The following is a 26,931-nucleotide window of genomic DNA, read 5'->3' as shown; positions in this document are numbered from 1 at the left end:
ATGAAAAACAGGAAATTTGCCTATCTGCTCCTTGGAGCAGCTGCTTTAGCTGGCTTGACGGCTTGTGGAGCTTCCACAAATAAATCAAGCAATGACAAGAATGATGGAAATACCTTCAAGATCACGACCGTTCGTTGGTCGGATTGGGGGGAAGACTATCACAAAGGTTTTCTAGATGATTCAGCCAAGGAATCAGGTATCAAGATCAAATGGGATACCATGGTGGCTGCAGACTGGTCGGATAAGAAATCCGTTCTTGTTGCCAGTGGAGATTTACCAGACGCTTTCTTGGGATCCAATGCCTTCACGGATTCTGAAATCGCTCAGAACCAAAACATGTTCATTCCATTGGAAGACTTGATCAAGGATAATATGCCAAACTTGAACAAGGCCTTTGAAAAAGAACCGAAATTAAAAGCCATGGTGACCAACCCAGATGGTCATATTTACAGCCTGCCTAAGAAATTGCCAATGCGGCCAATCGTCGGCAACCAACTCTTTATTAATAAGAAATGGTTGGACAACCTTGGCTTGAAGATGCCCGAAACCTATGACGAATTAGTGACTGTTTTACAAGCCTTTAAGGACAAGGATGCCAATGGCAATGGGGATGTCAATGATGAAATTCCATTTGGCTCTGGTAACTTTGATCCGACCTTCTCTTATATCTTGCCATTCAACAACCGTCTGGGTGGAGATAATACCTATGAAATGTCCGTCAAAGATGGCAAACCGGTCTACCTCCGGACGGAAGAAAGTTATAAACAAGGGATAGCGGCGATGCATGAAGCCTACAAGAAAGGCTTGATCGACCCTGAACTCTTTACAGAAGATACCTCCATGTCTGTTGCCAAACGGATGGACAAGGGTGTGGCGCGTGTCGGTGTGTCAAGTGGTTGGACAGCAGATGCAACCTTCGGCCAACATGCTAGCGAATATGCTCCTCTCCCAGCATTGAAAGGCCCTGATGGCAAACAATATGTCATTTCTGACCCAGATCATTTGAACTATGGACGCAATGAAATCCTGATCACGAATAAGTGCAAGGACCCTGCAAAATTGCTCAAATGGTTGGATAAATTCTACACGGATGATGCCAGCATCCAAAACTTCTATGGTTCCTTTGGCATTGCGACTGAAAAAGATGGTGACAAGTACAAGGTCTTGGCTCCAAAAGATGGTAAATCTGCCGATGAATGGGCTTGGATCAATTCCCTTCGTGACTTTGGACCAAAATATGTGTCTGATGATATCAATAGTCATGTCGACATCGACCAAACACAGGGTGATGGCCTCAAATTGAAGATGGACAAAGAATTGAAACAATACGCTTTGCCAGCATATCCAAATGTCATCTACTCTCAAGAAGAATTGAACAAATTGTCCTCGATTTATGTCGATATCAACTCCTATGTTACCCAACAAGCTTCTAAATGGGTAGTAGAAGGGGGCATTGAAAAAGAATGGGACGATTACAAAGCAACCTTGAAGAAGATGGGCATTGATGACTTTATGAAGATTCAACAGGATGCCTATGATCGTTACCAAAAAGAAGTGAAGTAATAGGGGTCTAAATGGATTCAAGTAAGTAACTCAGGGGCGTAAAGCCCCTGAGTGCTTCCCTAGAGGAAGTAGCAGAAATTGAGATGAAGAACAAGGAGAAGAAGATGCAAAAATTATTTTCATTGGATGGACGCTTGGTCAAGACCTTGACCCGGTTGACAGACATTATTATCTTGAACACCTTGTTTATCGTTTGCTGCCTTCCGATTTTCACGATCGGTGCATCGGTTACGGCTTTAGCAACCATGTGGCACCGCTTGTTGAAAGGGGAAGATACGGATCTCGTCTTTCATTTTTTCCGTCTCTTTCGCGCTAATTTCAAGCAAGCGACGGTGATTTGGCTGACTTGCCTAGGCTTATCATCCCTTCTTTATTTGGATTACTGTCTTTTTTCAAATACGGCCTTCTTAAGTGAGTATGGGATTTGGATCTTGCTTCCCTTTATCGTCCTTCTATGTGGAGGGATGACCTTGATCTTCCCTTATATTGGCCTCTTTGAAGACCCTACAAGAAAGGTCTGTTTGAATAGTTTCCTCATTGCTCTTTTAAATCCTATTCAAACCATCTTTCTTATCTTCTTCAATCTGGCAGTAGTTTATATCAGTCTTAGTAGTCCTGAACGGTTGCTGACTGCTATTTATCTCTTTACCTTTGGTGGTTTCGCTCTTTGGAGCTTCTTGAATGTCCGACTGACCGATCAGATCTTTGCAAGGATCCAAGAAGGAGGAATCTTTGAAAAATAAAGTCAAGCAAGTGGGACGTATGTTTTACTGATATTATTTAAATCGAATAAAGTTTCCTAGAAAATCTAGGAAACTTTTTCTATTTCATAAACATTTCACATTTCTTTTCTATAATAACTATAACAAATGATGAAAGCGTCCACATTGTATTATCGTGGACCTTGAAATGGAGGGTGAGTTCATGCTCTTACAACAGGCAATCGCCTATATTTCTCGGAAAAGAACGAGGAATCTGGTTCTCTTTCTGATTCTCCTCTTGATCCTCTCTTGCTTGTATTTCTGTTTTTCACTGATGCAAGTGGGAGAGAGACTGGAGGACCATATCAAGCAGTCGGCTGGGACCAGCTTTGCCCTGACCAGTAAGCAGGGGGCTACTCCCTTTGCACTGAAGGAAGCTGAAAAGGTGCAGCAGCTTTCTGGGATAGGATCCATGGTTCCCCAATATGAAAGTCCCGTTCGCATTCTTGGAAAAGAAGCGGTGACGGGACAGCAGTCGGTAGAGCGGGATGATCTGGGGCAGGAAGCCAAGCAAGCGCTTGGCGCTGTCTTTACCCAGAAGACAGGCCAGCACCTGGATTTCCGCAGTGGTAGTTTCCAACTGGTGCAAGGCAAGCACTTATCCGACAAGGATCGCGGCCAGATCTTGATCCATCAAGAGTTGGCTAAGAAGAACAAGCTAAAGGTCGGAGATTCCTTGACCTTATCCAGCTTTCAGATGGGAGAGACTCCTGCCAAAGAGCAAACCTTTAAAATCGTTGGGATCTTTTCAGGTAAGAAACAGGAAAAATTCACAGGAATGACCTCTGATCTGAGTGAGAATCAAGTCTACCTCCCTTATGAGGATGCGACCAAGCTCCTTGGTCTCAGTCAGCAAGAAGTTACCCAGGTCACCTTTGGCGTCAAAGATCCTGAGAAAATCGATGCCCTCTTGAAGCAAGTTAAAAGCTTGGATCTGGACTGGCAATCGCTACGCGTGGTCGAAGATCGCAAGGCCTTTGACCAGATGAAAGAATCCTCTCAGACCCTGGAAGGCCTGGTACGGATCATGATGATCGTCCTCCTGGTGACGGGAGCCGGAGCTCTATCGCTCTTACTGAGTCTCTGGACACGGGAGCGGATCCATGAAATCGGCGTCCTCTTATCCATTGGGAAGAGCAAGGGCCGGATCTTTAGACAGTTCCTCTTGGAAGTGGTGCTGGTATCCTTACTAGCGGTGATCCCAGCCTTTCTCATCGGGCGGATGGTCAGCCATCGTTTCTTAGAGCAGTTTGTCGGACAGACCGGTCAACAGCAGACCCTAGAATTACTCAACCAAATCCCTCAAGGCCTTTCCTTAGGAATCGCCTATGCTAGCCTCTTGTGCTTGATCCTTCTGTCACTCGGTGTAACGACCAGCATGATCTGGCGCAAGAGTCCAAAAGAAATATTAACAAAAATGAGTTAAGGAGAAATAACACCTATGTTAGAACTCAAACATGTATCCTATAGCTACCAAAGCTACCAAGAAGAGATCTTCTCAGACGTGAACTATCAGTTCGCAAATGGGACATTTTACAGCATTATCGGTCAGTCTGGAGCAGGGAAATCGACCCTCCTCTCCCTCTTGGCTGGTCTGGACAATCCCAAGAAGGGGCAGGTTCTCTTTGATGGGGAGGACATCCAGACCAAAGGGTCTAGCTACCACCGCAAGCACCATGTCTCCCTGGTCTTTCAGAATTACAATCTGATTGATTATTTGACGCCACTGGAAAATGTCCGCCTGGTCAACAAACAGGCTGGGAAAGACATTCTCTTGGAATTGGGATTTGACGAAACGCAAATCAAACGCAATGTCCTGCAATTATCTGGAGGGCAGCAACAGCGGGTAGCCATTGCGCGTGCGCTCGTTTCAGAAGCACCTGTCATCTTGGCGGATGAGCCGACTGGAAACCTTGACGAACAGACAGCTGGTGACATCATTGCCATTTTGAAGAAGTTGGCCAAGGAACGCCAAAAATGTGTCATTGTCGTCACCCACAGTAAGGAAGTGGCAGAGGCCTCCGATGTGGTCTTGGAATTGAGTCGCCGTAGTCTCGTTGAGAAGAGCAAGTAAGGAGGGAATGCTATGTTGCGCAATGCTTTTGCTTATATCACACGTAAATGGCCCAAGTCTCTCTTGCTCTTTGCCATCATTCTCCTCATGGGGACCTTGAGCTTGATCGGACTCTCTATGAAGGGAGCGACCCAAAAAGCTTCATCGGAAAGCCTGGGATCCATCACCAATAGTTTCTCCATGCAGATCAACCGCAGGACCAATCCAGGAACTCCTCGGGGAGCTGGAAATCTCAGAGGAGAAGATATCGAAAAAATCAGCCAGGTAGAGGGGATCACCTCCTCCATCAAGCGGATCAATGCCATCGCAGATATCCTAGACCACGAGATCATTGAGACTGAAGAAACCCTGCAAAATCAATCTCCAGAGCGGGCCAAGCACTTTAAGAATACTTTGATGGTGACAGGGGTTAATGACTCTTCTAAAGAAGATAAATTTGTCTCTGGAGCCTACAAGCTGGTCCAAGGAGATCACTTGACAGACAAGGACAAAAACCAAATCCTCATGCACGAAGATTTGGCGAAAAAGAATGGTCTTAAGGTGGGCGATAAGGTGCGCCTCAAGTCCAATCTCTACGATGCTGACAATGAAAAAGGGGCCAATGAAACCGTCGAAGTGACCATTAAGGGTCTGTTCTCAGGGAAGAACCAAGCTCCTCTAACTTACGCCCAAGAGTTGTACGAAGATACCCTCATCTCTGACCTGGATACAGCTGCCAAACTCTATGGCAATACTGTCCAAACAGCTACCTATGAGGATGCGACCTTCTTTGCCAAGGGGGATCAGGACCTCGATCAATTGATCGAAAAAATCAAAGCCTTGGATATCCCATGGAATTACTTTGACTTGGTTAAGAGCTCTTCCAACTACCCGGCCTTGCAAAAATCGATCAGCAGCATGTTCCAAGTGGCAGACTACTTGTTTATCGGTAGCCTCATCTTTGCTAGCTTGCTTCTCACCCTTCTCCTCGTCTTGTGGCTCAATGCCCGTCGCAGAGAAGTGGGTATCTTGCTGGCTTTAGGACTTTCTAAGGTGCAGATTGCGGGACAATTCGTGGCAGAATTGGTCATGATTTCCATCCCAGCCTTCCTCCTCTCCTATGGAGTTGCAGGACTTCTTGCCAAAGGAGTCGGAGATACGGTGCTTAAGAACGTAACCAGTGGCATTGCCAAACAAATGGCTCAAGAATCCTCTGCAGCCAACCTTGGTGGAGGAGCTGAGGCAGAAAGCTTCAGTAAGACCCTGACTGATATCCATATGGATATCCAACCGAGCCAATTGTTGGTGATTGTTTTGGTTGGCGGCCTCCTCTTGATTCTCGTATCCATCCTTTCTTCTCAATGGCTCTTGCATAAGAAACCAAAAGATCTCTTGGTGGATGTCGAATAAGAGATTGTTTCCTAAAATAGAAATAGGGTATAATAGGAGGTAGAAGAAGTTTCTTAGATAAAAGGAAAGTGTATGAAGATACTAATCGTAGAAGATGAAGTCCTGATTCGCGAAGGGATGAGCGACTATCTCATGGAATGTGGCTATGAGGTCTTTGAAGCTGGTGATGGGCAGGAGGCCCTGGACCTCTTTCACAGAGAGGCGCCAGATCTGGTCTTGCTGGATATCCAGCTCCCTATCCTCAATGGCTTGGAAGTGCTCAAGACCATCCGGAAGACCAGCTCGGTTCCTGTCCTCATGCTGACGGCCTTCCATGATGAGGACTATAAGTTGACAGCCTTTGGAGAGTTGGCAGATGGCTACCTGGAAAAACCCTTTTCCTTGTCCCTCTTGAAGGTCCGTATCGAAGCTATTTTTAAAAAGCTCCAGCCTTCACGGATCTTCACCTATGGAGAGGCACGGGTGGATTTTGAGAGCTACACAGCCAGTCTAGCTGGGCAAGCCATCTCCATGAATGCCAAGGAGTTGGAAATCTTGGAATACTTGCTCCAGCATGAGGGTAAGGCCCGGACCCGCTCTCAGATCCTCGATGCCGTCTGGAAGGAGACAGAGGAGATTCCTTTTGACCGGGTGATCGATGTCTATATCAAGGAACTACGAAAAAAACTAGAGCTGGACTGTATCGTTACGGTGCGCAATGTCGGCTATAAATTGGAGAGACCATGACCAAACGGAGTATCTTTGCAAAGATCTTTCTGATCACCTTTGCCCTTTTTAGTGGCTTAGTCATCCTTCTACACGCTTCGGTTTACTTTATTTTCCCATCGACCTATATCGAGTCTCAGCGCCAGACGATTTTGAAGAAATCACAGGCCTTGGCCAAAAGTTTTCAAGGCCAGGAAGAAGGGACCATTGAGTCGGTCATTGACCTTTATTCTAAGACCAATGATATCAAGGTCTCGATCAAGGGCAAGGAAAAACAAAATGCCCTAGAGGTCAAGGATGACTTGCTCCTGAACCCGGATAGCCAGAACAATTCCCTGGTCATTGAGGAGCGAAAGATCCAGACTAAAGAGGGGAAGGACTTGACCTTGCAATTCTTAGCAACTGTCGATTCCCAAAAGGAAGCGCGGGACATCAGTCTGGGCTTTCTTCCCTATAGTCTCCTCGCTTCCTTTGTTCTGTCACTGATTGCCTCCTATCTCTATGCCCGCCTGATTTCTGCTCCGATCCTTGAGATCAAGCAGATGACCAAGCGGATGAAGCGACTGGATCGGACGGCCAGTCTTCCCATTCATTCGCAGGATGAGATCGGCGTCCTCAAGCAACAGATCAACGACCTCTATCACCATCTCCTAGAAGTGATCGACAATCTAGAGCAGCAGAAACAGGAAAATCTGAAGTTGGAGCAGATGAAGGTCGAATTCCTACGGGGGGCCTCGCATGAGCTCAAGACGCCGCTAGCCAGCTTGAAGATTATCCTAGAAAATATGCGGGATAAGATTGGCCGCTACAAGGATCGGGACCGCTACCTGTCGGTCTCCCTCGATATCGTCGATGAGATGAACCAGATCGTCCTAGAAATCCTGTCCCTGTCCTCTGTCCAAGAATTGGCCGGTAACAAGGAGTGGATCCAGCTGGATCAGGTCGTAGAGCAGATCCTCGACCAGTACAAGGTCTTGGCTCAATCCCGCGCGCTCACGATTGACAATCAGATCCCTGACAAAGCCGTCTATATGGACCCAGCGATTCTGAAATTGGTTCTCTCAAATGTCATCAGTAATGCCGTTAAGCATTCGGATGCGGGTGGAGAGATCCAGCTCCGTCTCGAAGAGGAAGGGACGCACTTGGCGATTGAAAATGCCAGCCAGGAAATGGTAGAGACCGCCGAGCTACCAATGACCGCTAGCCGTCAGAAGAAGGAAGGAGGTCTGGGACTCTTCGTGGTCCAACACTTGCTAGACCATGAAGAACTGGCCTACCAATTTGATAAAACAGCTATGGGCTTGCGCTTCCGTATGGAGCTGCCCAAGGAGCCACAAGAATAAAAAAAAGAGAGTGGGGCAGAAATCGGTAATTCGTTAGAATTCGATTTCGTCGTCCCACCTCCGCACAGTTGAGTAGGGCTGTAAAAGCTGATGAAATCAGCGTAGTAGAGCCCACTCAACCACTGCGTCTTGCTCGACAATGCAAAAACAATTGAGAGGCTAGGACTTTTGTCCCAGCCTCTTTTTGTATTTAATCAACCTTTTCTACCTTATGCAATTGGCCGTGTTTTAATTCATAAATGGTATCCACATAGGTCAGGATGGAGCGGTCATGGGTGACCATGATGGCGCTCTTGTTTTTGGATTTGACTTCTTTTTGGATCAATTGGGCGATTTCTTGCCCTCGATCTGGGTCTAGGCTAGCGGTTGGTTCATCGGCTAAGATGACCTGTGGATTTCCGATGAAGGCGCGAGCGATGGCTGCCCGTTGTTTTTGTCCACCGGACATCTGATTCGGATACTGGTGGTAACAAGCTTCGATGCCAAGATCTGCCAGTAAGGCTTTGACTTCCTCTTGGCGTTTTTTCTTGTCCTTTTCCCCTTTTAATTTGGCCACCAGTTCTAATTGGTCACCGATTTTCATATAGGAGAGGAGCTGGTGATCTTGAAAGATAAAGCCGAGTAATTCCAGCCGTTTTTGTGTCCACTGGCCTTGGTTGAGACCGGTCAAGTCTTGGCCAGCGATGCGAATCCGCCCCTCATCCGCTGACAAAAGCAAGCCAGCAATGGCCAAAAGAGTGGACTTACCAGATCCTGAAGGGCCCAAGATGGCGACGAATTCGTTGGGTTCGACGCTTAAATTAAGCTGGTTGAGGACATGGTGCATCTGGCTACCATCGGCGTAGGATTTTCTGATATTTTCTAATTCGATAATGGCCATCTTATTCTCCATTTCCACCAATGACTTCGATTGGATCTACTTTTTTGATTTTGACAAGGGACAAGGCACCACACAAGATAGAGGTCAGGATAAAGCTAACCGAGATGGTGAGATTGTCCTTCAGGGTCATAAAGGAAGGGACGCTATTGGGTAAAAATGGCGCCATCATAGTTGCCAAGCCAAGCCCCAGCAGTACTCCGATGAGGGAGATGATGGTGAGCTGGGATAGTTGGACATAGGTAATCTGGCTCATGGACATGCCAATGGCCTTCAAGACGCCGAACTGTTTCAACTTCTGCAGGGTGAGGATATAGAAGAAGACCCCAAGGATAGCAGAAGAAGCGAGTAAGAGAACCCAAGTGATCATCCTTAGCGTCAGGTTTTGAGCCTTGTAGCCAGGGATTTTATCAATCACCTGCTTCTTATCCGCCACCATTAAGTTGCTGGTTAGATCGTTAGAAGTGATACTTTTCTTGGTCACAAGGGTTTGGGCTTGCCATTGATAGCTTGGATCTGTCTTTTGTCGCATGCCTGTGTAGGTCTCCGAGCTGATAAAACCAATCTCGCTATAGCCGTATTTGGCATTTTTTGCGAAGGCCACGACCTTGAGTTTTTGCTTAGAGGTTTTATCGATCACGTGATCGCCGACTTGGATTCCCTCATCCTCTTTGAAAGAACTGTCCAAAATGACCTCGTTTTTCTTTAAGTCGGAGATCTTGATGTCAGTATCTTCCATGATTGGATTGAGGATCTCTTTTTCGTTATGATCGGTCGCGAAATAGGTGATATCCAGGGTGTTGGAATCCTCTGATTTTGAGACGGTTGCCCGCTGGATCGACAAGCCAGAATAGTCCATCCCTTCTATCTTGTTAATCTCATCTAAATCTTTCGCCGTAATAGTTGAAAAAGGGATAATCCCTTCTGAATCCGTCGAAAGGATGTAGTGCAGCGACCCATAGTTCTCGATTTGGGCGGATACTGAACGGCCCAGTCCATTTGTCAGGCCGGATAAGAACACCACCATAAACATGAGGATGGTAATGAGGAGTTCAATCAGGATAAACTTATTGGGTTGGTATTTAATTTCATTCCATGCGATTTTCATATTGGTTCTCCTTATAGCACGGAGGTGCCCAAGTAGCTTGGCACCTATACATACTCTACCATCATACCATAAGTGGGGGGATAATAGGGGGATGGTGTTTGGTAGAGTATGAAGGAATCGGATTTGTTTACTGTGTTCAATTTGATTCTCAATTATTAATTGTTAATGAATACAAAAATAAATCTGCTATAGACAAGAAAAAGCCTTGATTTCAAGGCTTTTCCTGTTGATTTAGATGCCCTCTGCATGGATTTGGAAAGAACTTTCATATTGAGAGTAATTAAAAATGTTGAAATATAATTGAATTTCGGAAGGCGCTTTTAGGTATTTTCAATATCATGATTTAAAAGTAGGGCAAAAAAACATACTGAATTGAACTGTTTAGTAGCTTAAATATATCATGGCGCTATCTAAAAAGTTAATTTTATAGAGTTTGTTGGAATAGTTACTGAGTTTTTTGTTTAATATTCAAACTTTATTATTATATCGTGAAAATAATTAGAAAAACAGACTTGTATTATTTTGAAATTTTTATATGATGAAGGTGTAAGAACTATAAAATAGCCTGTTAGAAAGGGTAATGGAAGAATTAATCAGGTTATATAAAATTGGTGATTGGTATTTAATGTTGTAAAACAAGAAAGGAAAAGGTAAAAAATGCAAATACATAAAAAAAATTTTATAGTAGCGCTGGTTTTATCCATTTGTATCTCACTTTATTTTCTTATCAATCCGTCTAATATTCTCACCTTTCCGATTTTTGTGAGTGAATTTGATGACACCACATTTAAATATTACATGTTTGTGAAGATTGGAATTGTATTATTATTTATCAAATTCCTACTAGATATATGCTTAGAATTTATCAAGAATTGGTTTAAAAATTTTTGATATTTCTTCACACAAAAGAGTCTGAGACAGCGTTTTGTCCCAGACTCTTTTGTGAGTTGTGAGCTCTGTTTTATAGATTCCACTGCTTGAGGGAGATTTCGCCGCTATTGAGCCAGATTTCTTCTTGATTGTCTAATTGGACCAAGAGTTGGCCGGTATCAGAGATGTCTTTGGCAAGGCCTTGATAGGTCTGTTGGTTCTGCTCAAAAGTGACAGTTCGTCCTAAGACCAGAGAGCGCTCTTTGTAGAGGTAGACCAGTTCATCGACATCTGTTTGGAAGAATTCCTTCCAGATCTCACTGATGAGGTCATCGCGGGTGATGGGACAAGGCCCTTCAAATAAGGAACCTGCCTTACTTTCTAGCTCTTCTGGGAAAGTAGGGATGGCTAAATTAAGACCGACTCCGATAATGACATCCGTGACGAGACCAGTCTCGATGGACGTGATAGCTTCGGTAAGGATTCCCCCAATTTTTTTATGGCGGTAGTAAATATCATTGACCCACTTGATATCGATATCGATCAGGGTCAGGTTTTTAATAGCCTTGTAGATGGCTCCAGCGACCATCAAGGTATAAGGGGGGAGCTCCGCAGGGGGCAGTTGTGGCTTGAGATGAAGGGACATGTAGATGCCCCCTTGATCGGGGCAGTAGTAGTCACGACCAAAGCGGCCCTTTCCAGCGGATTGCGAATTGGCTAGGTAGAGCGCCTTGCCATCTTGATGGGTTTCTATGCCTAATTTTGCATCCAATTGGGTGGAGCTACATTGTTCGTTTAAGGAAACGGTCAATTGGGTATTTTTTGAGATCACTTCAGGAAGCAGAATATCGCCTGAGACCAGTTTGTAGCCCTTCTTTTTGAGGGATTCGATGACGACCCCATCTTTTTCTAGACGTTGGATGGCCTTCCAGATAGAGGTGCGGGAAACACCTAGTTCTTTTGCCAGCTGCTCCCCGTTGACATAATCATCTGCCTGAGAAAGGGTTTGAAAGAGGATTTCGTGTGTTTTCATAGGACCTCCTAGCGACTGCTATCTCGAATCGTCAGTTTGGTAGCTAATTTGACCATATAGGGAACACTTGGTTGAGCCCCTTGAAAGGTTTGCCGCAACATTTGAATGGCTTGCTTGCCCATTTCTTCTGTGTAGACGGTTACTGTAGAGAGAGCGGGAAAAACATACTTAGCAATCGATGTATCATTGAAGGAAATGAGACTGACGCGATCAGGAACTGCGATTTGGTGCTCCTGAAGGGACCGCAGAGCCCCGACAGCTAAGGCATCACTGGCCATGAAAAAGGCAGTTGGCATGTCGTCGCCCAATGCTTGAATCAGCTGCTCCATCATCTGATAACCAGACTCGGTCGAGAATTGACCAACAGAGACAAAGCGCTCCTCATAAAGTCCTTTTTCCGTGAGAAACTGTTGAAAGGTCCGTTGACGGGGATCCATCTGTAGCGGTGTCGCATCTGCCGTCTCTTCCTGCCCAACCAAGAGCCCGATCTCCTTGTGGCCATGCTCAAGGAAATACTCGAGAGCGGTGATAACAGAATCTTCTAGATCGGTCGTCACACAGGAATGCCCTAAATAGAGGGCATTGCTATCGACAAAAATAAGGGGTTTGCCGTAGCTTTCTAGATCTCGAATGGTCTTGGGACTGAATTTCCCAAGAGCGATGATGCCGTCTGCCTCTTGAATCAAGGACCAATCGTCATTATTGAAGATACGAAAGATCTCATAGCCTAATTCCTGGGCTTGTTTCTCCAAGCCCATCCGAATGGCATAGTAGTAGAGGTCCTCTAATTCTTCTTCGCGCGTGTACCATTCAAAGATGACGATTTTATGAGAATCTTCGACTGGTTGAGGCGCTGTTTTGCGGCTCTTCTTTTGGTAATGCAGGTCCTCAGCGATGCGAAGAATCCGACTGCGCGTGTCTTCGCCAACCGATAAGGTCGCATCCTGGTTGAGAACGCGAGAGACCGTTGCCTGAGAAACGCCTGCTTTTTCCGCAATGTCTTTAATCGTTGCCATAGTTCATCCTTTATTGATTTCTACTTCCAGTATACTCTAAAAACTAGTAAAAAGAAATAAAATTTTACTAAATTTTATGTTTGCTGCGATATTGGCTAGGAGTCAGTTGGCTATAGGCCTTAAAAGCCTTTGAAAAATAGAGGGGATCCGAAAAGCCCACTGAGTAAGCCACAATCTTAATGCTTTCGTCCGTGTTGGTCAGTAACTGTTGGGCACGCTGCATGCGGACTGAGTGCAAGAATTCCTTGGGAGAGATCTGGTGAAACTCCTTAAAGACAGTTGTCAGATAGGAGCGATGGACATTGAGGTCATCAGCGATCTCTTGAATACTCAAGTGCTCTTTATTGTAATGCGTCTCAATCACATGCTTGCAGGTCAGGTAGAGTTGATAGGTTGGAGATGGATGGCTCCGATGGATATCGGGAGCTACTTCACTGATAAGAAATAGCAGTTCATAGATCTGAGAGAGAAGGTGGAGTTGGTAGTGTGAAGTCATCTTTGAAGCCTCTGCCTTGTGGACGAGTCGCTCCATAAACTGGCCGATCTTTTCTGTTTCCACCTCTGTTTTCTTTAGAAAACCTTTTGCATGCAGGGTTGAAAAACGCATGAAATCACTCACCTTGGTGCCACTAATACCGATCCAGTAGTAGGACCAAGGTTCTTCGGCATCGGCCTTGTAGTAGGTCACCATATTTTTAGGGAGGAGAAAGAGATCCCCAGCCTCTAGGTGGATTTCTTTCTTATTGAAGTGAAAGACTCCCTTTCCTTCTGTAATAAAATGCAAGACAAAATTATCTCGGACGCTAGGACCAAATTCATAATTCTTGGGACAATCTTCGTAGCCATAAAAATCAAGGGCTAGGTCAATAGTGTCGGTTTGGTATTCAGAAAAGACTGACATGGTTGAACCTCCTACCTAACATTTTACCATATATGTGCAACAAAATTCTATTTTCGGAAGCGTTTACAATGAGTAAAATAAAGACATGCTAAAAAAGAAAGTTATTGGAACCGAATTTAAAAATACATAGTGATATTATTTCGGGCCCAATGGAGGAAGATATGGCAATTCGTATTGAACAGAATTTGTTCTATGTAGAAAGTAAGGGACTGAGCCTGATCCTTGAAAATCGAGATGGCTACCTGATGCTTAAGCATCTGGGGCGTCCGATCCCGTCTTATCATTTTTCCAATACCGTGCATGAGAAGGATCATGCTTTCTCTGGAAATCCAACACCTGACAATCGAACCTTCAGCTTGGATACCCAGCGTCAGATCCTAGGACAGCACGGGCTTGGAGATTTCCGAAAGCCGTCTATTCAAATCCAGCACGGCGCCACAGAGGTGACGGATTTCCTCTATGTCGGAGCCAATATCTACTCTGGCAGTGTCGAGGCAACTGGTCTTCCGAATCCTCACTCGGTAGATCAGGCTGAAACCTTGGCCTTGGTCTTTGAAGATGATCAAGCGGCCTTGCGGTTGACCCTCTACTACACCGCCTACGAGGATCGGGCAACCATCACTAGCTTCTCAAAGATTGAAAACTTGAGTGATGAAAAGGTTGTGATCCACAAGGCTCTTAGTGTGTTGGCAGATATCCCAGCAGGTGATTACGATATCACCACTCTGCAAGGAGCCTATGCGAGAGAAAAAACAGTTCGCCGTCAGCAAGTGGAGCAAGGAATCTTCTCCATCAGCTCCAACCGTGGTGCTTCAGGACACGCCCAGACACCAGCCCTTATCCTTGCAGATCATGAAGTGACCGAAGATGCCGGTTCTGCTCTGGCTTTCCAACTGCTCTACAGTGGAAATTTTGAAGGATTTGTTCAAAAGAATCAACTCAATGAAGTTCGGGTTGGACTGGGGATTAATCCTGAAAACTTCGCTTGGGAATTGGAACCAAATCAGAGCTTTGATACGCCAGTAGCCATGATCACATACTCCCATGAGGGCTTGACCGGTCTCAGTCAAGAGAGTCAAGCATTTGTCCAAAACCATATCATTCCTAGTCCCTTTGCCAATAAAGAACGTCCAATTCTTATCAACAACTGGGAAGCGACCTACTTTGATTTTAAGAAAGAAAAATTATTGGAGCTAGCAGACGAAGCTCAAAAAGTGGGAATCGAACTCTTTGTTCTTGATGATGGCTGGTTTGGCAATCGTTATGATGACAATCGGGCCCTTGGTGATTGGACCGTCAATGAAGAAAAATTAGGTGGAAGTCTAGCAGAATTGATCCAAGGCATCCATGACAAGGGACTTCAATTTGGCCTTTGGGTGGAGCCCGAAATGATTTCTGTTGACAGCAACCTCTACCGAGCTCATCCGGACTGGGCTATTCAAGTCCCAGGCTATGAACACACCTATTCACGGAATCAACTGGTGCTTGATTTCTCCAATAAAGAAGTAGTGGCTTATATTAAGCAGGTCTTGGATGACTTGCTCGGAAACCATGAGATCGACTATATCAAATGGGATATGAACCGCAATATCACCAAGCTTGGAAATGGTAAAACCTACCTGGAAACCAAGATGCAATCTCATGCTTATATCTTGGGTCTCTATGAAGTGGTTTCGTACTTGACGGAGAAATACGAGCACATCCTCTTTGAGTCTTGTTCAGGTGGTGGTGGTCGTAATGACCTGGGGATGATGCGTTACTTCCCACAGGTCTGGGCGAGTGACAATACGGATGCCATTGCCAGACTTCCGATCCAGTATGGATCTAGTTATCTCTATCCAACTATTTCTATGGGAGCTCACGTGTCAGCGGTGCCAAATCACCAGATGGGACGGATCACACCACTAGAAACACGTGGCCATGTAGCCATGATGGGAAATCTGGGCTACGAATTGGATTTGACCAGTCTTTCTCAAGAAGAGTTGGATCGGATCGCAGCTCAAGTTGCTCATTACAAAACGATTCGACCCCTTGTCCAATTCGGAAAACACTATCGCTTGATCAATCCAAGCCATGGTAGCAATCAAGCAGCCGTCCAGTTCACTTATCAAGACCGCACAGTTGTAACTTATGTACGAGTCTTATCAACGGTTGAGGAGATTGAGCCGACCCTGAAACTCAAAGGGTTGGAAGAAGATGCGCTCTATCGCTTAGAAGGGACGGATCAAGTCTATTCAGGAGCTGAGCTCATGTATGCTGGCTTAACCGTCGTTCTTCCTCAGGGAGATTTCCTCAGCAAACAATATGTTTTTGTCAAAAAATAAAAGGAGACAGCCAAATGAAATGGTATAAAAAAATCGGACTTCTTGCGACTACAGGCCTAGCCTTGTTTGGGCTTGGCGCTTGCTCCAACGATGGTAAATCTGCGGATGGCACAGTGACCATCGAGTATTTCAACCAAAAAAAAGAAATGACCAAAACCTTGGAAGAAATCGCGCGTGATTTTGAAAAGGAAAATCCAAAGGTCAAGGTCAAAGTTGTCAATGTACCAAATGGTGGTGAAGTATTGAAAACACGTGTCCTCGCAGGGGATGTGCCAGATGTGGTCAATATTTACCCACAGTCGATCGAATTGCAAGAATGGGCGAAAGCGGGTGTCTTCGAAGATTTAAGCAATAAAGACTATCTCAAACGCGTGAAAAACGGCTACGCTGAAAAATATGCCGTGAACGGAAAAGTCTACAACGTTCCTTTCACAGCCAATGCTTACGGAATCTACTACAACAAAGATAAATTCGAAGAATTGGGCTTGAAGGTTCCTGAAACTTGGGATGAGTTCGAACAGTTAGTCAAAGACATCGTTGCCAAAGGACAAACACCATTTGGAATTGCAGGTGCAGATGCTTGGACGCTCAATGGGTATAATCAATTAGCCTTTGCGACAGCAGCCGGTGGAGGAAAAGAAGCCAACAAATATCTTCGTTATTCTCAACCAAATGCTATTAAATTGTCTGATCCGATTATGAAAGATGACATCAAGGTCATGGATATCCTTCGCATTGATGGTTCTAAACAAAAGAACTGGGAAGGTGCTGGCTATACAGATGTTATCGGAGCCTTTGCTCGTGGGGATGTCCTCATGACACCTAATGGATCTTGGGCTATCACAGCGATCAATGAACAAAAACCGAAATTTAAGATTGGGACCTTCATGATTCCAGGGAAAGAAAAAGGACAAAGCTTAACCGTTGGTGCGGGAGACTTAGCATGGTCTATCTCAGCTACTACCAAACATCCAAAAGAAGCCAATGCCTTTGTGGAATACATGACCCGTCCAGAAGTCATGCAAAAGTACTATGATGTGGACGGATCTCCAACAGCGATCGAAGGGGTCAAACAAGCAGGAGAGGATTCACCGCTTGCTGGGATGACCAAATATGCCTTTACGGATCGTCACTTGGTGTGGTTGCAACAATACTGGACCAGTGAAGCAGACTTCCATACCTTGACGATGAACTATGTCTTGACAGGTGATAAACAAGGAATGGTCAATGATTTGAATGCCTTCTTTAACCCGATGAAAGCGGATGTGGATTAGGAGTAGAGAGACGATGAAAAAAGTATTACAAAAATATTGGGCATGGGCTTTTGTGGTCATTCCCCTCTTATTACAAGCAATTTTCTTCTATGTGCCAATGTTCCAAGGAGCCTTTTACAGTTTTACCAACTGGACAGGTTTGACCTATAACTACAAGTTTGTTGGCTTAAACAACTTTAAGCTCCTTTTCATGGATCCAAAATTCATGAATGCCATTGGCTTTACTGCGATCATCACGATTGCCATGGTGGTTGGTGAGATTGCCCTAGGGATCTTCATTGCGCGTGTCTTGAACTCTAAAATCAAAGGCCAAACCTTCTTCCGTGCTTGGTTCTTCTTCCCAGCTGTTTTGTCTGGTTTGACAGTGGCGTTGATCTTCAAACAAGTCTTCAACTACGGTCTACCAGCGATTGGGAATGCCCTTCATATTGAGTTTCTCCAAACCAGTCTTTTAGGGACTAAGTGGGGAGCGATCTTTGCGGCTGTCTTTGTCCTTCTTTGGCAAGGGGTAGCTATGCCTATCATTATCTTCTTAGCTGGTCTGCAATCCATTCCAACTGAGATTACAGAAGCAGCCAGAATCGATGGTGCAACGAGCAAGCAAGTCTTCTGGAATGTTGAATTGCCTTACTTGCTACCAAGTGTCTCTATGGTCTTTATCCTGGCCCTAAAAGGTGGGCTGACCGCCTTTGACCAAGTCTTTGCCATGACTGGTGGTGGTCCAAACAATGCTACAACTTCACTTGGGCTCTTGGTTTATAATTACGCCTTTAAAAATAACCAATTCGGTTATGCCAATGCCATTGCCGTAATCTTGTTCTTCTTGATTGTAGTGATTTCGATCATCCAATTGAGAGTATCTAAGAAATTTGAAATTTAAGAGGAGAAGCACGATGAAACAAGATGAAAGAAAAGCCTTGATTGGCAAATATATTCTATTGATTCTGGGATCGGTTCTGATTTTAGTGCCGCTCCTTGCCACCCTCTTTAGTTCCTTCAAACCCACCAAGGATATCGTAGACAATTTCTTTGGATTCCCGACGAACTTCACATGGGACAACTTTAGTCGACTCTTGGCTGATGGAATCGGAGGCTATTATTGGAACTCTGTCGTCATCACTGTCTTGTCTTTACTTGCAGTAATGATCTTTATCCCCATGGCAGCCTACTCCATCGCCCGCAATATGAGTAAGAGAAAAGCCTTTACTATCATGTACACTCTCTTGATTCTTGGGATTTTCGTACCTTTCCAAGTTATCATGATTCCGATTACGGTTATGATGAGTAAACTCGGTTTGGCTAACACCTTTGGTTTGATCTTGCTCTACTTGACTTATGCGATTCCACAGACCCTCTTCCTCTATGTCGGCTATATCAAAATCTCTATCCCAGAAAGTCTGGATGAAGCAGCAGAGATCGATGGGGCTAATAAATTTACAACCTATTTCCGTATCATCTTCCCAATGATGAAACCCATGCATGCGACAACCATGATCATCAATGCTCTTTGGTTCTGGAATGACTTCATGTTGCCACTCCTTGTCTTGAACCGCGATTCCAAAATGTGGACCCTGCCTTTGTTCCAATACAACTACGCAGGCCAATATTTCAACGACTACGGACCAAGCTTTGCTTCCTACGTTGTCGGCATTATCAGTATCACCATTGTCTATCTCTTCTTCCAACGCCATATCATCGCAGGAATGAGCAATGGCGCAGTGAAATAACAAGATACAAAGCCCGTCAAAAGCTCACAGTGAAAATAGGGAATCTGAATAAGAAGCCTCAGCTTCTTGGAAGATTCATCTTTTTCACACAGAGCTTAGGGCGTGTTCAATTCCAAATACAAAGTAACGATTCAGCTTGCTGAAAATTTCTGTAGTACCCTAGGGCATCCACATCCGTAAACTACTGAAGTAGTAACGGCTGAGGAAATATAAGAAATCGACGTAGTGTGCTTGCACACAAGGAGATTTATCTTTTTTCCTAAGAAATAAGTCCCGTGTTCAATTCCAGATACAAAGAACCGATTCAGCTTGCTGATTTCAATCGTATCCTAAGAAGCAATTCTTAAAGTATATAAACTCAAGAAAGCCAGGTCTCTTAAGACTTGGCTTTCAAAAAAAGAAAAGGAAACCATTATGCCAATTAAAAATAAAACCATGTTAATTACTTACTCAGATAGCTTAGGAAATAACCTTAAGGATCTCTATGAAAATCTGGAGAAATATTTTGGAGATGCAGTAGGTGGAGTACATCTCTTGCCATTTTTTCCATCAACTGGTGACCGTGGCTTTGCGCCTGTAGACTATGATCAAGTGGATCCAGCCTTTGGAGATTGGGAAGATATCAAACGCTTGGGCGACAAGTACTATCTCATGTTTGACTTTATGATCAATCACATTTCCCGTCAGTCTAAGTATTATAAAGACTACCAAGAAAAGCACGACCAAAGTGCCTACAAGGATCTCTTTCTCAACTGGGACAAGTTCTGGCCGGAGAATCGTCCGACTCAAGCAGATGTAGATTTGATTTATAAGCGGAAAGATCGAGCTCCTAAACAAGCTATCACTTTTGCGGATGGGACGACTGAGCATCTCTGGAATACCTTTGGGGAAGAGCAGATTGATCTAGACGTGACCAAGGAAGTAACTATGGACTTTATTCGAAAGACCATCGAACATCTGGCAAGCAATGGCTGTGACCTCATTCGTTTGGACGCCTTTGCCTATGCAGTCAAGAAATTGGACACCAATGATTTCTTCGTGGAGCCAGACATTTGGGACTTGCTGGATAAGGTGCGCGATATGGCAGCCAGCTATGGTGCTGAGCTCTTGCCAGAGATTCATGAACACTATTCCATCCAATTTAAGATTGCCGATCACGACTATTATGTCTATGACTTCGCCCTTCCAATGGTGACCCTCTATAGCCTCTATAGCTCAAAAGTGGAGCGCCTTGCCAAGTGGCTGAAGATGAGTCCTATGAAGCAGTTTACGACGCTGGATACCCATGATGGGATTGGCGTGGTCGATGTCAAGGATATCTTGACAGATGAAGAGATTGACTATGCTTCAAATGAGCTTTATAAGGTTGGGGCAAATGTTAAACGCAAATATTCCACAGCAGAATACAACAACTTGGACATCTACCAAATCAATTCGACCTACTATTCAGCGCTCGGAGATGATGATCGCAAGTACTTCCTAGCCCGTTTAATTCAAGCCTTTGCACCAGGCATTCCACAGGTTTATTATGTTGGATTCCTAGCTGGGAAGAATGATTTGGAACTCTTAGAAAACACCAAAGAAGGCCGCAATATTAACCGTCATTACTACAGCAATGAAGAAATTGCTCAAGAAGTAGAGCGACCAGTCGTGCAATCCCTTCTCAAGCTCTTTAGTTTCCGGAACAACTCACAAGCTTTTGACTTAGAAGGAAGCATTGAGGTGGAAACACCAGATGAACATACCATTGTCATTACGCGCCAAAATAAAGACCAGACTGTCACAGCAGTAGCCCGAATCGATCTTGCTGAGGGCACTTACCAAGTGACAGAAAATGGTCAAGAAATGGTGTTTTAAAAAAATATGAACGAACTAAAGGATAAGTAAAAAATGCTTATCCTTTTTCTGTTTTAGATGTTGCAACCGTTTACAAAACTATAAAACAATGGTACAATATCTATTGAAAGAAAGGAGGTCGCTTTATGAAAAAAATCATTTATCCATCTGCGGCCCTATTAGCTGCTTTTGCTCTATTATCCGTTCAAACAGCAAAGGCAGACACAGCTCAAGCGTCGGATCAAGCCAATGAACCGGCAGCAACAGTAGAAGAGGTGGTGGCTTCTCCAACGCCAGAAAGTACCACAGAAAATCAGGGAGAAGTGGCTGAAATACCGACGACAACAGACCGTGCAGCTGTCCCTGCTACCTCCCCAACGGTAACATCGACAGAGACGGCATCTCCTGAAGTGGAAAAACTGATTGAAAACATGCCACTCAAACAGAAGGTGACTCAAATGATCATGCCGGACTTCCGTAAGTGGCAGGAGGCCAATCAGGAGTCGCCACAGGATCTCACCAAGGTCAATGCTGAAGTAGCAGATGCGATTGATAAATATGATTTTGGAGGCGTCATTCTTTTTGCTGAAAACGTCAAAGAAACCAAGCAGACTTTGGCTCTGACGCAAGACATGCAAAAGGCAGCGATTGAAAACAAAGCCAACAATGGCAAAATTCCGCTCTTGTTAGCCATCGACCAAGAAGGGGGGATCGTCTACCGCTTGGGTACGGGTACAGCCCTTCCCGGTAATATGGCCATCGGAGCTACCAATGATCCCAAACTAGCGAAAGAAGCTGGTCAAATTATCGGACGTGAACTTTCTGCACTAGGCTTGAATGTGGATTTTGCTCCGGTTCTAGATACCAATAACAATCCTCAAAACCCTGTGATTGGGCTTCGTTCCTTCTCATCTGACCCGAACCGGGTTGCCTACTTGGGTATTCCGATGATGAAAGGCATTCAGGACTACAATGTGGCTGTAGCGGCCAAGCATTTCCCAGGTCATGGAGATACAGCGGTCGATTCCCATACGGGTCTCCCATTGGTGGATAAATCTCTTGCTGAGCTTGAAAAATTGGAACTTCTTCCATTCAAAAAAGCTATGGATGAAGGGGTCGACCTCTTGATGACGGCTCATATCCAATACCCGCAGATTGAAAAAGATCAGGTCGTGTCAAAAGAAACGGGTGAGAAAATCTATGTTCCAGCGACCCTCTCTGATGATATTTTAACGGGCTTGGTACGGAAGAAATACGGCTATAAGGGTGTGATTGTCTCCGATGCCATGGGAATGGATGCTATCGCTAAAAACTTCGGTGAGGTGGAAGCTGTGAAGATGGCCATCAAAGCAGGAGTTGATTTAGTCTTGATGCCAACGACCCTTCGCAGCAAAGCCGATTTGACCAAGATTGATACCATCGTCAATGCAGTGGTAGATGCGGTCCAAACCGGTGACATCTCAGAAGAACGCTTAAATGAGTCGGTTCGTCGGATCCTGACCCTCAAAGAAAAACGTGGGGTCCTGAATTTTGATCCAAGTGCTCGGACAGCTGAAAAAGCAGAGGAAGCAGTCGGATCTAGCCTCAACCGTGACTTGGAACGCAAGATTGCAGCAGCAGCGGTGACGGTTGTAAAAAATGAAGACAATACCTTGCCATTTAAGGTGCAAACAGGGGACCATGTCTTACTACTCGGAGCTTTTGAAAATGAAGTCCCAGGACTAAATTTGGGCATGCGTCGCTTAATCGCGGATGGAGTGCTTCCAAAAGATACCTCCTTTGTGGCCAAGAACTTCACTAAGGAATCCACCCTTGATAGTCTAAAAGAAGACCTTGAAAAAGCCACCCATATCGTAGTGATTTCAGAGATCGGTTATGAAGGGCAACTGGATAAAGATTTCTGGCGGACCAAGATTCCAACAGAAATCGTCAATTATGCCAATACCAACCATAAGAAGGCAGCTGTCCTTTCTATCTCTAAACCTTATGATGTAGCCAACTATCCCGCAGCCAAAGCCATTTTAGCAGTCTATGGAAATAAGGGAATGGATCCAACGGAATCCCTCAAACCAGACAATGCATTTGGTCCTAATATTCCTGCAGGAGTGGAAGTCATCTTCAATGGCAAGGAACATCTAGGTACCTTACCGGTTGATATTCCAAAAATTGTAGACGGAAAAATGTCGGAAACAGAGTATGCCTACCGCATTGGTCATGGTCTTTTCTATCCAGCACCTGCACCATTGCCAACACCAGAAACCCAAGATCCAACTTCACCAGTCCAAGATCCAACCCATCAGACACAACCAGTAGAGGTTGGTCACACTGGAACACAGGTTCTTGTTAGCAAGCAGGAAAAAGCTAGCACTCTTGATCGTCCACAAGTTACTCCGATCGCTGTGAAACAAGCCACTGATCAGGCTCCTGTCAGCGTGTCAGCAAGTCCTGCATCATCTGTATTGCCAAAAACTGGTCAAACAGAGAATCTCCTAGCTCTCATGGGCATCAGCCTCTTAACCTTCCTTGGATCTTTTGTCTATCCAAGAAAGAAACACTAAAGGATTCAGAATCTCAATTGGGTCACTCCCAATTGAGATTTTTTGGTAAACTTTTACTAAAATTAACTCGAAATAGCAAGAGTGAAATAGAAGTTATAATCAGAGGAAAAACCTTTGTTATAGCCTTTTTGGACATAAAATAAAAAATTAATAAAATTTTACTAAAAACACTTGAAGTTTTACTTCTGATCAGATATAATACAAGTATAAAAACGTTTACAAAACTAAAGGAGTTTCTCATGACGACAACAATCACATCTCAAGATTTACAAGCAAAATTCCAGGCTGTCTTTGGGGAAAAGGCTGACCACACTTTCTTCTCACCAGGACGGATTAATCTGATTGGTGAACATACTGACTATAATGGTGGCCATGTCTTCCCAGCGGCTATCACACTTGGTACCTACGGAGCGGCAAGAAAGCGTGAGGATAAGGTCTTGCGTTTCTTCTCAGGAAACTTTGAAGACAAGGGGATCATTGAAGTCCCACTGGATAATCTCCACTTTGAAAAAGAGCACAACTGGACCAACTATCCAAAAGGCGTGCTCCATTTCTTGCAAGAAGCGGGTCATGTTATTGATAGCGGAATGGACGTCTATGTCTACGGCAATATTCCAAATGGATCCGGTCTTTCTTCTTCAGCTTCGCTTGAGCTCTTGATTGGCGTTATCGCTGAGAAACTATATGATCTTCAGTTAGATCGTCTAGATCTGGTCAAGATCGGCAAACAAACTGAAAATCACTTCATCGGAGTCAACTCTGGGATCATGGACCAATTTGCCATCGGTATGGGAGCCGACCAACGGGCTATTTATCTCGATACCAACACCCTAGAGTATGATTTGGTACCGCTGGACCTCAAAGACAATGTCGTAGTCATCATGAATACCAACAAACGCCGGGAATTAGCGGATTCAAAATACAATGAACGTCGTTCAGAATGTGAAACCGCCGTCTCTGAACTCCAAGAAAAATTGGATATCCAAACCTTAGGGGAATTGGATCTCTGGTCTTTTGATGCCTACAGCTACTTGATCAAGGATGAAAATCGCATCAAACGGGCTCGTCATGCTGTACTTGAAAACCAACGGACCCTCCAAGCTCGTAAGGCACTTGAAGCAGGTGATTTGGAAGGCTTTGGCCGTCTCATGAATGCTTCCCACGTATCCTTGGAGCATGACTACGAAGTGACTGGTCTAGAATTAGATACCTTGGTGCATACAGCCTGGGAACAAGAAGGCGTCTTGGGTGCTCGTATGACTGGAGCAGGCTTTGGTGGTTGTGCCATTGCCCTCGTAAACAAAGATAAGGTTGAAGCATTTAAAGAAGCTGTCGGCAAACGCTATGAAGAAGTCGTTGGTTATGCGCCTAGCTTTTATATTGCAGAAGTTGCGGCAGGGACACGAGTTTTAGACTAGGTGATAATAATGGAAGCTGTAATATTTGATTTAGATGGCTTATTAGCCGATACTGAAATCATTTCTCTAAAAGTTTATCAAGAATTGCTTAGAGATTTTGGAATTCCTTTCACAGAAGAAACTTATTCTAGAGACTACAGTGGACATAGGGAAGAGGAGAATGTTCAACGGTTTTTGGATACCTATGATTTACCTTGGAACTTTGACCAAACCTTGGCTAAAGTCTATGAACTGGAAGCTAAAATCTTAGCCCAAGGTGTTCATTTAAAAAAAGGTGCTAAGAATTTACTTACTTTTTTGAAAACAGAGGGCATTCCAATCGCCTTAGCAACTTCAAGTGTTGAATCTCGGGCTAGAATGATCTTGGATAGCAATGGGATCCTGTCCCTATTTGATCATCTAGTTTTTGCAAAAGATGTCAAACGAAGTAAACCTTACCCAGATATATTTTTAAAGGCTTGTAGTGATTTGAATGCTTTACCAGAGAATTGCTTAGTACTAGAGGATAGTGAGGCAGGGATTGAAGCAGCCTATCGGGCTGGAATCCCAGTCATATGTGTTCCAGATTTAAAAGTACCAGCACAGTCTTTCTTAACTAAAGCAGAACAAGTTTTCCAGGATTTGGATGCTGTCAGAGACTATTTAAAACGTAAGAAGGAGAATCAATGAATCAGGGAATTTTGGATGCATTTGTCACAGCCGTCATAGCGGCGAGTGACTACGAAGAGATGGATCGGATTTATCTAAAAAATCGCATCATGAGTCGCGTTGGAGAAGAAGGGCTAGACGGACCAGTCCAAAAAGAAGAGTTGATCGCACTTAAAGATCAGCTGGTAGAGATCGCTGTTGCAAATAGCAAGATCCAGGATAGTATGGCCGCAAAAGACAGTTTGGGTGCGGAGTTGATGGATTGGATCACCCCTAGTCCTAGTCAAGTCAACCATCGCTTTTGGGAGACCTACCGTCAGTCCAAGGAAGACGCGATTGCGGATTTCTATGCCCTCTCTAAGCGCAATGATTACATCAAGGTCAAAGCCATTGCGCAAAATATTGCCTTTGAGACAGAAACTCCCTACGGTTCTCTTGAAATCACCATCAATCTGTCAAAACCTGAAAAAGATCCTAAAGACATTGCAGCGGCCAAGCTTGCCAAAGCCAGTCATTATCCAGCCTGCCAATTGTGCTTTGAAAATGAAGGCTATCAAGGTCGCCTAGACCATCCAGCCCGGGCCAATCATCGGATTATCCGTTTTGACATGGACGGTCATGACTGGGGCTTTCAGTATTCCCCTTATGCCTACTTCAATGAACACTGCATTTTCCTCGATAGCCAGCATGTTCCCATGGCCATTAGTCGCAAGACCTTTGAGCGACTCTTGACCATTGTCGAGACTTTTCCAGGCTATTTTGCGGGCTCCAATGCAGACCTGCCCATTGTAGGGGGATCCATCCTTACTCATGACCATTACCAAGGCGGACGCCACACCTTCCCTATGGAGCTGGCTCCTGTGGAGGAAAGCTTTACCATTAAGGGATTTGAGGCTGTATCGGTAGGAATTGTCAACTGGCCCATGTCAGTTCTTCGTTTGAATTCAGATGACAAGGCGCAATTGATTGCCCTGGCAGACCATATCCTAACAGCCTGGCGAGGCTACTCGGATCCAGCTGTTCAGGTCTTAGCGGCATCCGACGGTCAGCCCCACCATACCATTACCCCCATTGCACGGATTCGTGATGGGCATTATGAATTGGACTTGGTGCTCCGTGACAACCAAACCTCACCAGAGCATCCCGATGGCATTTATCACCCACATGCGGATGTGCAACACATCAAAAAAGAAAATATCGGCCTGATCGAAGTCATGGGCTTGGCCATTTTGCCACCTCGCCTCAAGGAAGAGCTCAAGCAGGTTCAAGACTATTTGATTGGACGTGAGAGTACAGTGGCAACCTACCACCAGCCTTGGGCAGATGATTTGAAAGCCACTAACCCAGCCATCACAGATGGAGCAGAGGCAGAAGCCCTTGTCCGTGAATCGGTTGGCCAGATCTTTGCGCGCGTGCTGGAAGATGCTGGAGTCTACAAGCGAACGGCAGAAGGACAAGCTGCCTTTAGGCGCTTTGTTGTGACACTTTAAGTGTGGAGAAGCGGCA

21 protein-coding genes are annotated in these 26,931 nt (G+C 44.8%); 16 read left to right on the top strand and 5 right to left on the bottom strand.

Annotated elements, in window-relative coordinates; genetic code table 11:
* The 7 genes from HMPREF2893_RS08475 (at position 1) to HMPREF2893_RS08445 (ending at position 7,835) form a co-directional block, all read left to right on the top strand.
* Positions 1-1,563 (top strand): type 2 periplasmic-binding domain-containing protein, encoded by a 1,563-nt coding sequence (locus HMPREF2893_RS08475; RefSeq protein WP_023918475.1) that lies wholly within the window; start codon positions 1-3, stop codon positions 1,561-1,563.
* 104 nt (positions 1,564-1,667) lie between these two features.
* Positions 1,668-2,306, top strand: a complete 639-nt coding sequence (locus HMPREF2893_RS08470) for a YesL family protein (protein WP_070675750.1) — start codon at positions 1,668-1,670, stop codon at positions 2,304-2,306.
* A gap of 181 nt (positions 2,307-2,487) precedes the next feature.
* The gene (locus HMPREF2893_RS08465; RefSeq protein ID WP_070675749.1) at positions 2,488-3,750 is read left to right on the top strand and encodes an ABC transporter permease; all 1,263 of its coding nucleotides are present in this window, start codon (positions 2,488-2,490) and stop codon (positions 3,748-3,750) included.
* 15 nt (positions 3,751-3,765) lie between these two features.
* Positions 3,766-4,398 (top strand): ABC transporter ATP-binding protein, encoded by a 633-nt coding sequence (locus tag HMPREF2893_RS08460; RefSeq protein ID WP_070675747.1) that lies wholly within the window; start codon positions 3,766-3,768, stop codon positions 4,396-4,398.
* 12 nt (positions 4,399-4,410) lie between these two features.
* The gene (locus HMPREF2893_RS08455) at positions 4,411-5,787 is read left to right on the top strand and encodes an ABC transporter permease (protein WP_070675745.1); all 1,377 of its coding nucleotides are present in this window, start codon (positions 4,411-4,413) and stop codon (positions 5,785-5,787) included.
* A 72-nt stretch (positions 5,788-5,859) separates the two neighbouring features.
* Positions 5,860-6,513 carry a response regulator transcription factor gene (locus tag HMPREF2893_RS08450; RefSeq protein WP_070466194.1) on the top strand — a complete coding sequence of 218 codons (654 nt, stop codon included), beginning with the start codon at positions 5,860-5,862 and terminating at the stop codon, positions 6,511-6,513.
* A complete protein-coding gene (locus tag HMPREF2893_RS08445) occupies positions 6,510-7,835 on the top strand; it encodes a sensor histidine kinase (protein WP_070466193.1) in 1,326 nt (441 codons plus the stop codon). The genes HMPREF2893_RS08450 and HMPREF2893_RS08445 overlap by 4 nt, the downstream gene beginning before the upstream one ends.
* A 190-nt stretch (positions 7,836-8,025) precedes the next feature.
* Here the strand turns inward: HMPREF2893_RS08445 and HMPREF2893_RS08440 are convergent, their stop codons facing one another.
* The 5 genes from HMPREF2893_RS08440 to HMPREF2893_RS08415 all read right to left on the bottom strand — a co-directional run bounded on the left by HMPREF2893_RS08440 (position 8,026) and on the right by HMPREF2893_RS08415 (position 13,640).
* Positions 8,026-8,715 (bottom strand): ABC transporter ATP-binding protein, encoded by a 690-nt coding sequence (locus tag HMPREF2893_RS08440; protein ID WP_070675743.1) that lies wholly within the window; start codon positions 8,713-8,715, stop codon positions 8,026-8,028.
* Position 8,716: 1 nt separating this feature from the next.
* Positions 8,717-9,820: an ABC transporter permease gene (locus HMPREF2893_RS08435; protein ID WP_070675741.1), complete on the bottom strand. Its 1,104-nt coding sequence runs from the start codon at positions 9,818-9,820 to the stop codon at positions 8,717-8,719.
* 961 nt (positions 9,821-10,781) lie between these two features.
* Positions 10,782-11,723, bottom strand: coding sequence for a bifunctional biotin--[acetyl-CoA-carboxylase] ligase/biotin operon repressor BirA (gene birA, locus HMPREF2893_RS08425; protein ID WP_070675738.1), 942 nt, complete (start codon positions 11,721-11,723; stop codon positions 10,782-10,784).
* An 8-nt stretch (positions 11,724-11,731) separates the two neighbouring features.
* Positions 11,732-12,739: a LacI family DNA-binding transcriptional regulator gene (locus tag HMPREF2893_RS08420; RefSeq protein WP_070675736.1), complete on the bottom strand. Its 1,008-nt coding sequence runs from the start codon at positions 12,737-12,739 to the stop codon at positions 11,732-11,734.
* A 67-nt stretch (positions 12,740-12,806) separates the two neighbouring features.
* The gene (locus HMPREF2893_RS08415) at positions 12,807-13,640 is read right to left on the bottom strand and encodes an AraC family transcriptional regulator (RefSeq protein ID WP_070675734.1); all 834 of its coding nucleotides are present in this window, start codon (positions 13,638-13,640) and stop codon (positions 12,807-12,809) included.
* Between the two features lie 161 nt (positions 13,641-13,801).
* Between HMPREF2893_RS08415 and HMPREF2893_RS08410 the strand changes: the two genes are divergently transcribed.
* The 9 genes from HMPREF2893_RS08410 to galT all read left to right on the top strand — a co-directional run bounded on the left by HMPREF2893_RS08410 (position 13,802) and on the right by galT (position 26,915).
* Positions 13,802-15,964: an alpha-galactosidase gene (locus HMPREF2893_RS08410; protein WP_070675732.1), complete on the top strand. Its 2,163-nt coding sequence runs from the start codon at positions 13,802-13,804 to the stop codon at positions 15,962-15,964.
* Positions 15,965-15,978: 14 nt separating this feature from the next.
* Positions 15,979-17,238, top strand: coding sequence for an extracellular solute-binding protein (locus HMPREF2893_RS08405; protein WP_070675730.1), 1,260 nt, complete (start codon positions 15,979-15,981; stop codon positions 17,236-17,238).
* A gap of 13 nt (positions 17,239-17,251) precedes the next feature.
* On the top strand, positions 17,252-18,118 hold the full coding sequence (locus tag HMPREF2893_RS08400; protein WP_023022883.1) for a carbohydrate ABC transporter permease: 867 nt from the start codon (positions 17,252-17,254) through the stop codon (positions 18,116-18,118).
* A gap of 13 nt (positions 18,119-18,131) precedes the next feature.
* Entirely contained in the window at positions 18,132-18,965 is an 834-nt protein-coding gene (locus HMPREF2893_RS08395) for a carbohydrate ABC transporter permease (RefSeq protein ID WP_021153463.1), read from the top strand.
* A gap of 414 nt (positions 18,966-19,379) precedes the next feature.
* Positions 19,380-20,822: a sucrose phosphorylase gene (gtfA, locus tag HMPREF2893_RS08390; RefSeq protein WP_070675728.1), complete on the top strand. Its 1,443-nt coding sequence runs from the start codon at positions 19,380-19,382 to the stop codon at positions 20,820-20,822.
* A 125-nt stretch (positions 20,823-20,947) separates the two neighbouring features.
* Complete coding sequence (locus HMPREF2893_RS08385) at positions 20,948-23,359, top strand: glycoside hydrolase family 3 N-terminal domain-containing protein (protein ID WP_070675726.1); 2,412 nt, start codon at positions 20,948-20,950, stop codon at positions 23,357-23,359.
* A gap of 239 nt (positions 23,360-23,598) precedes the next feature.
* Complete coding sequence (locus HMPREF2893_RS08380; protein ID WP_371106655.1) at positions 23,599-24,777, top strand: galactokinase; 1,179 nt, start codon at positions 23,599-23,601, stop codon at positions 24,775-24,777.
* A 9-nt stretch (positions 24,778-24,786) separates the two neighbouring features.
* The gene (locus HMPREF2893_RS08375; RefSeq protein WP_070675721.1) at positions 24,787-25,446 is read left to right on the top strand and encodes an HAD family hydrolase; all 660 of its coding nucleotides are present in this window, start codon (positions 24,787-24,789) and stop codon (positions 25,444-25,446) included.
* Positions 25,443-26,915 (top strand): UDP-glucose--hexose-1-phosphate uridylyltransferase, encoded by a 1,473-nt coding sequence (gene galT / locus HMPREF2893_RS08370; protein WP_070675718.1) that lies wholly within the window; start codon positions 25,443-25,445, stop codon positions 26,913-26,915. The genes HMPREF2893_RS08375 and galT overlap by 4 nt, the downstream gene beginning before the upstream one ends.
* Positions 26,916-26,931: the final 16 nt, after the last annotated feature.

The sequence above is a fragment of the Streptococcus sp. HMSC072C09 genome, from assembly GCF_001813105.1.
In the GTDB taxonomy this organism is placed as follows: Bacteria; Bacillota; Bacilli; order Lactobacillales; family Streptococcaceae; genus Streptococcus.
Note: the sequence above shows the minus strand (reverse complement) of the source record. Positions and strands in the feature narration are given on the sequence as shown.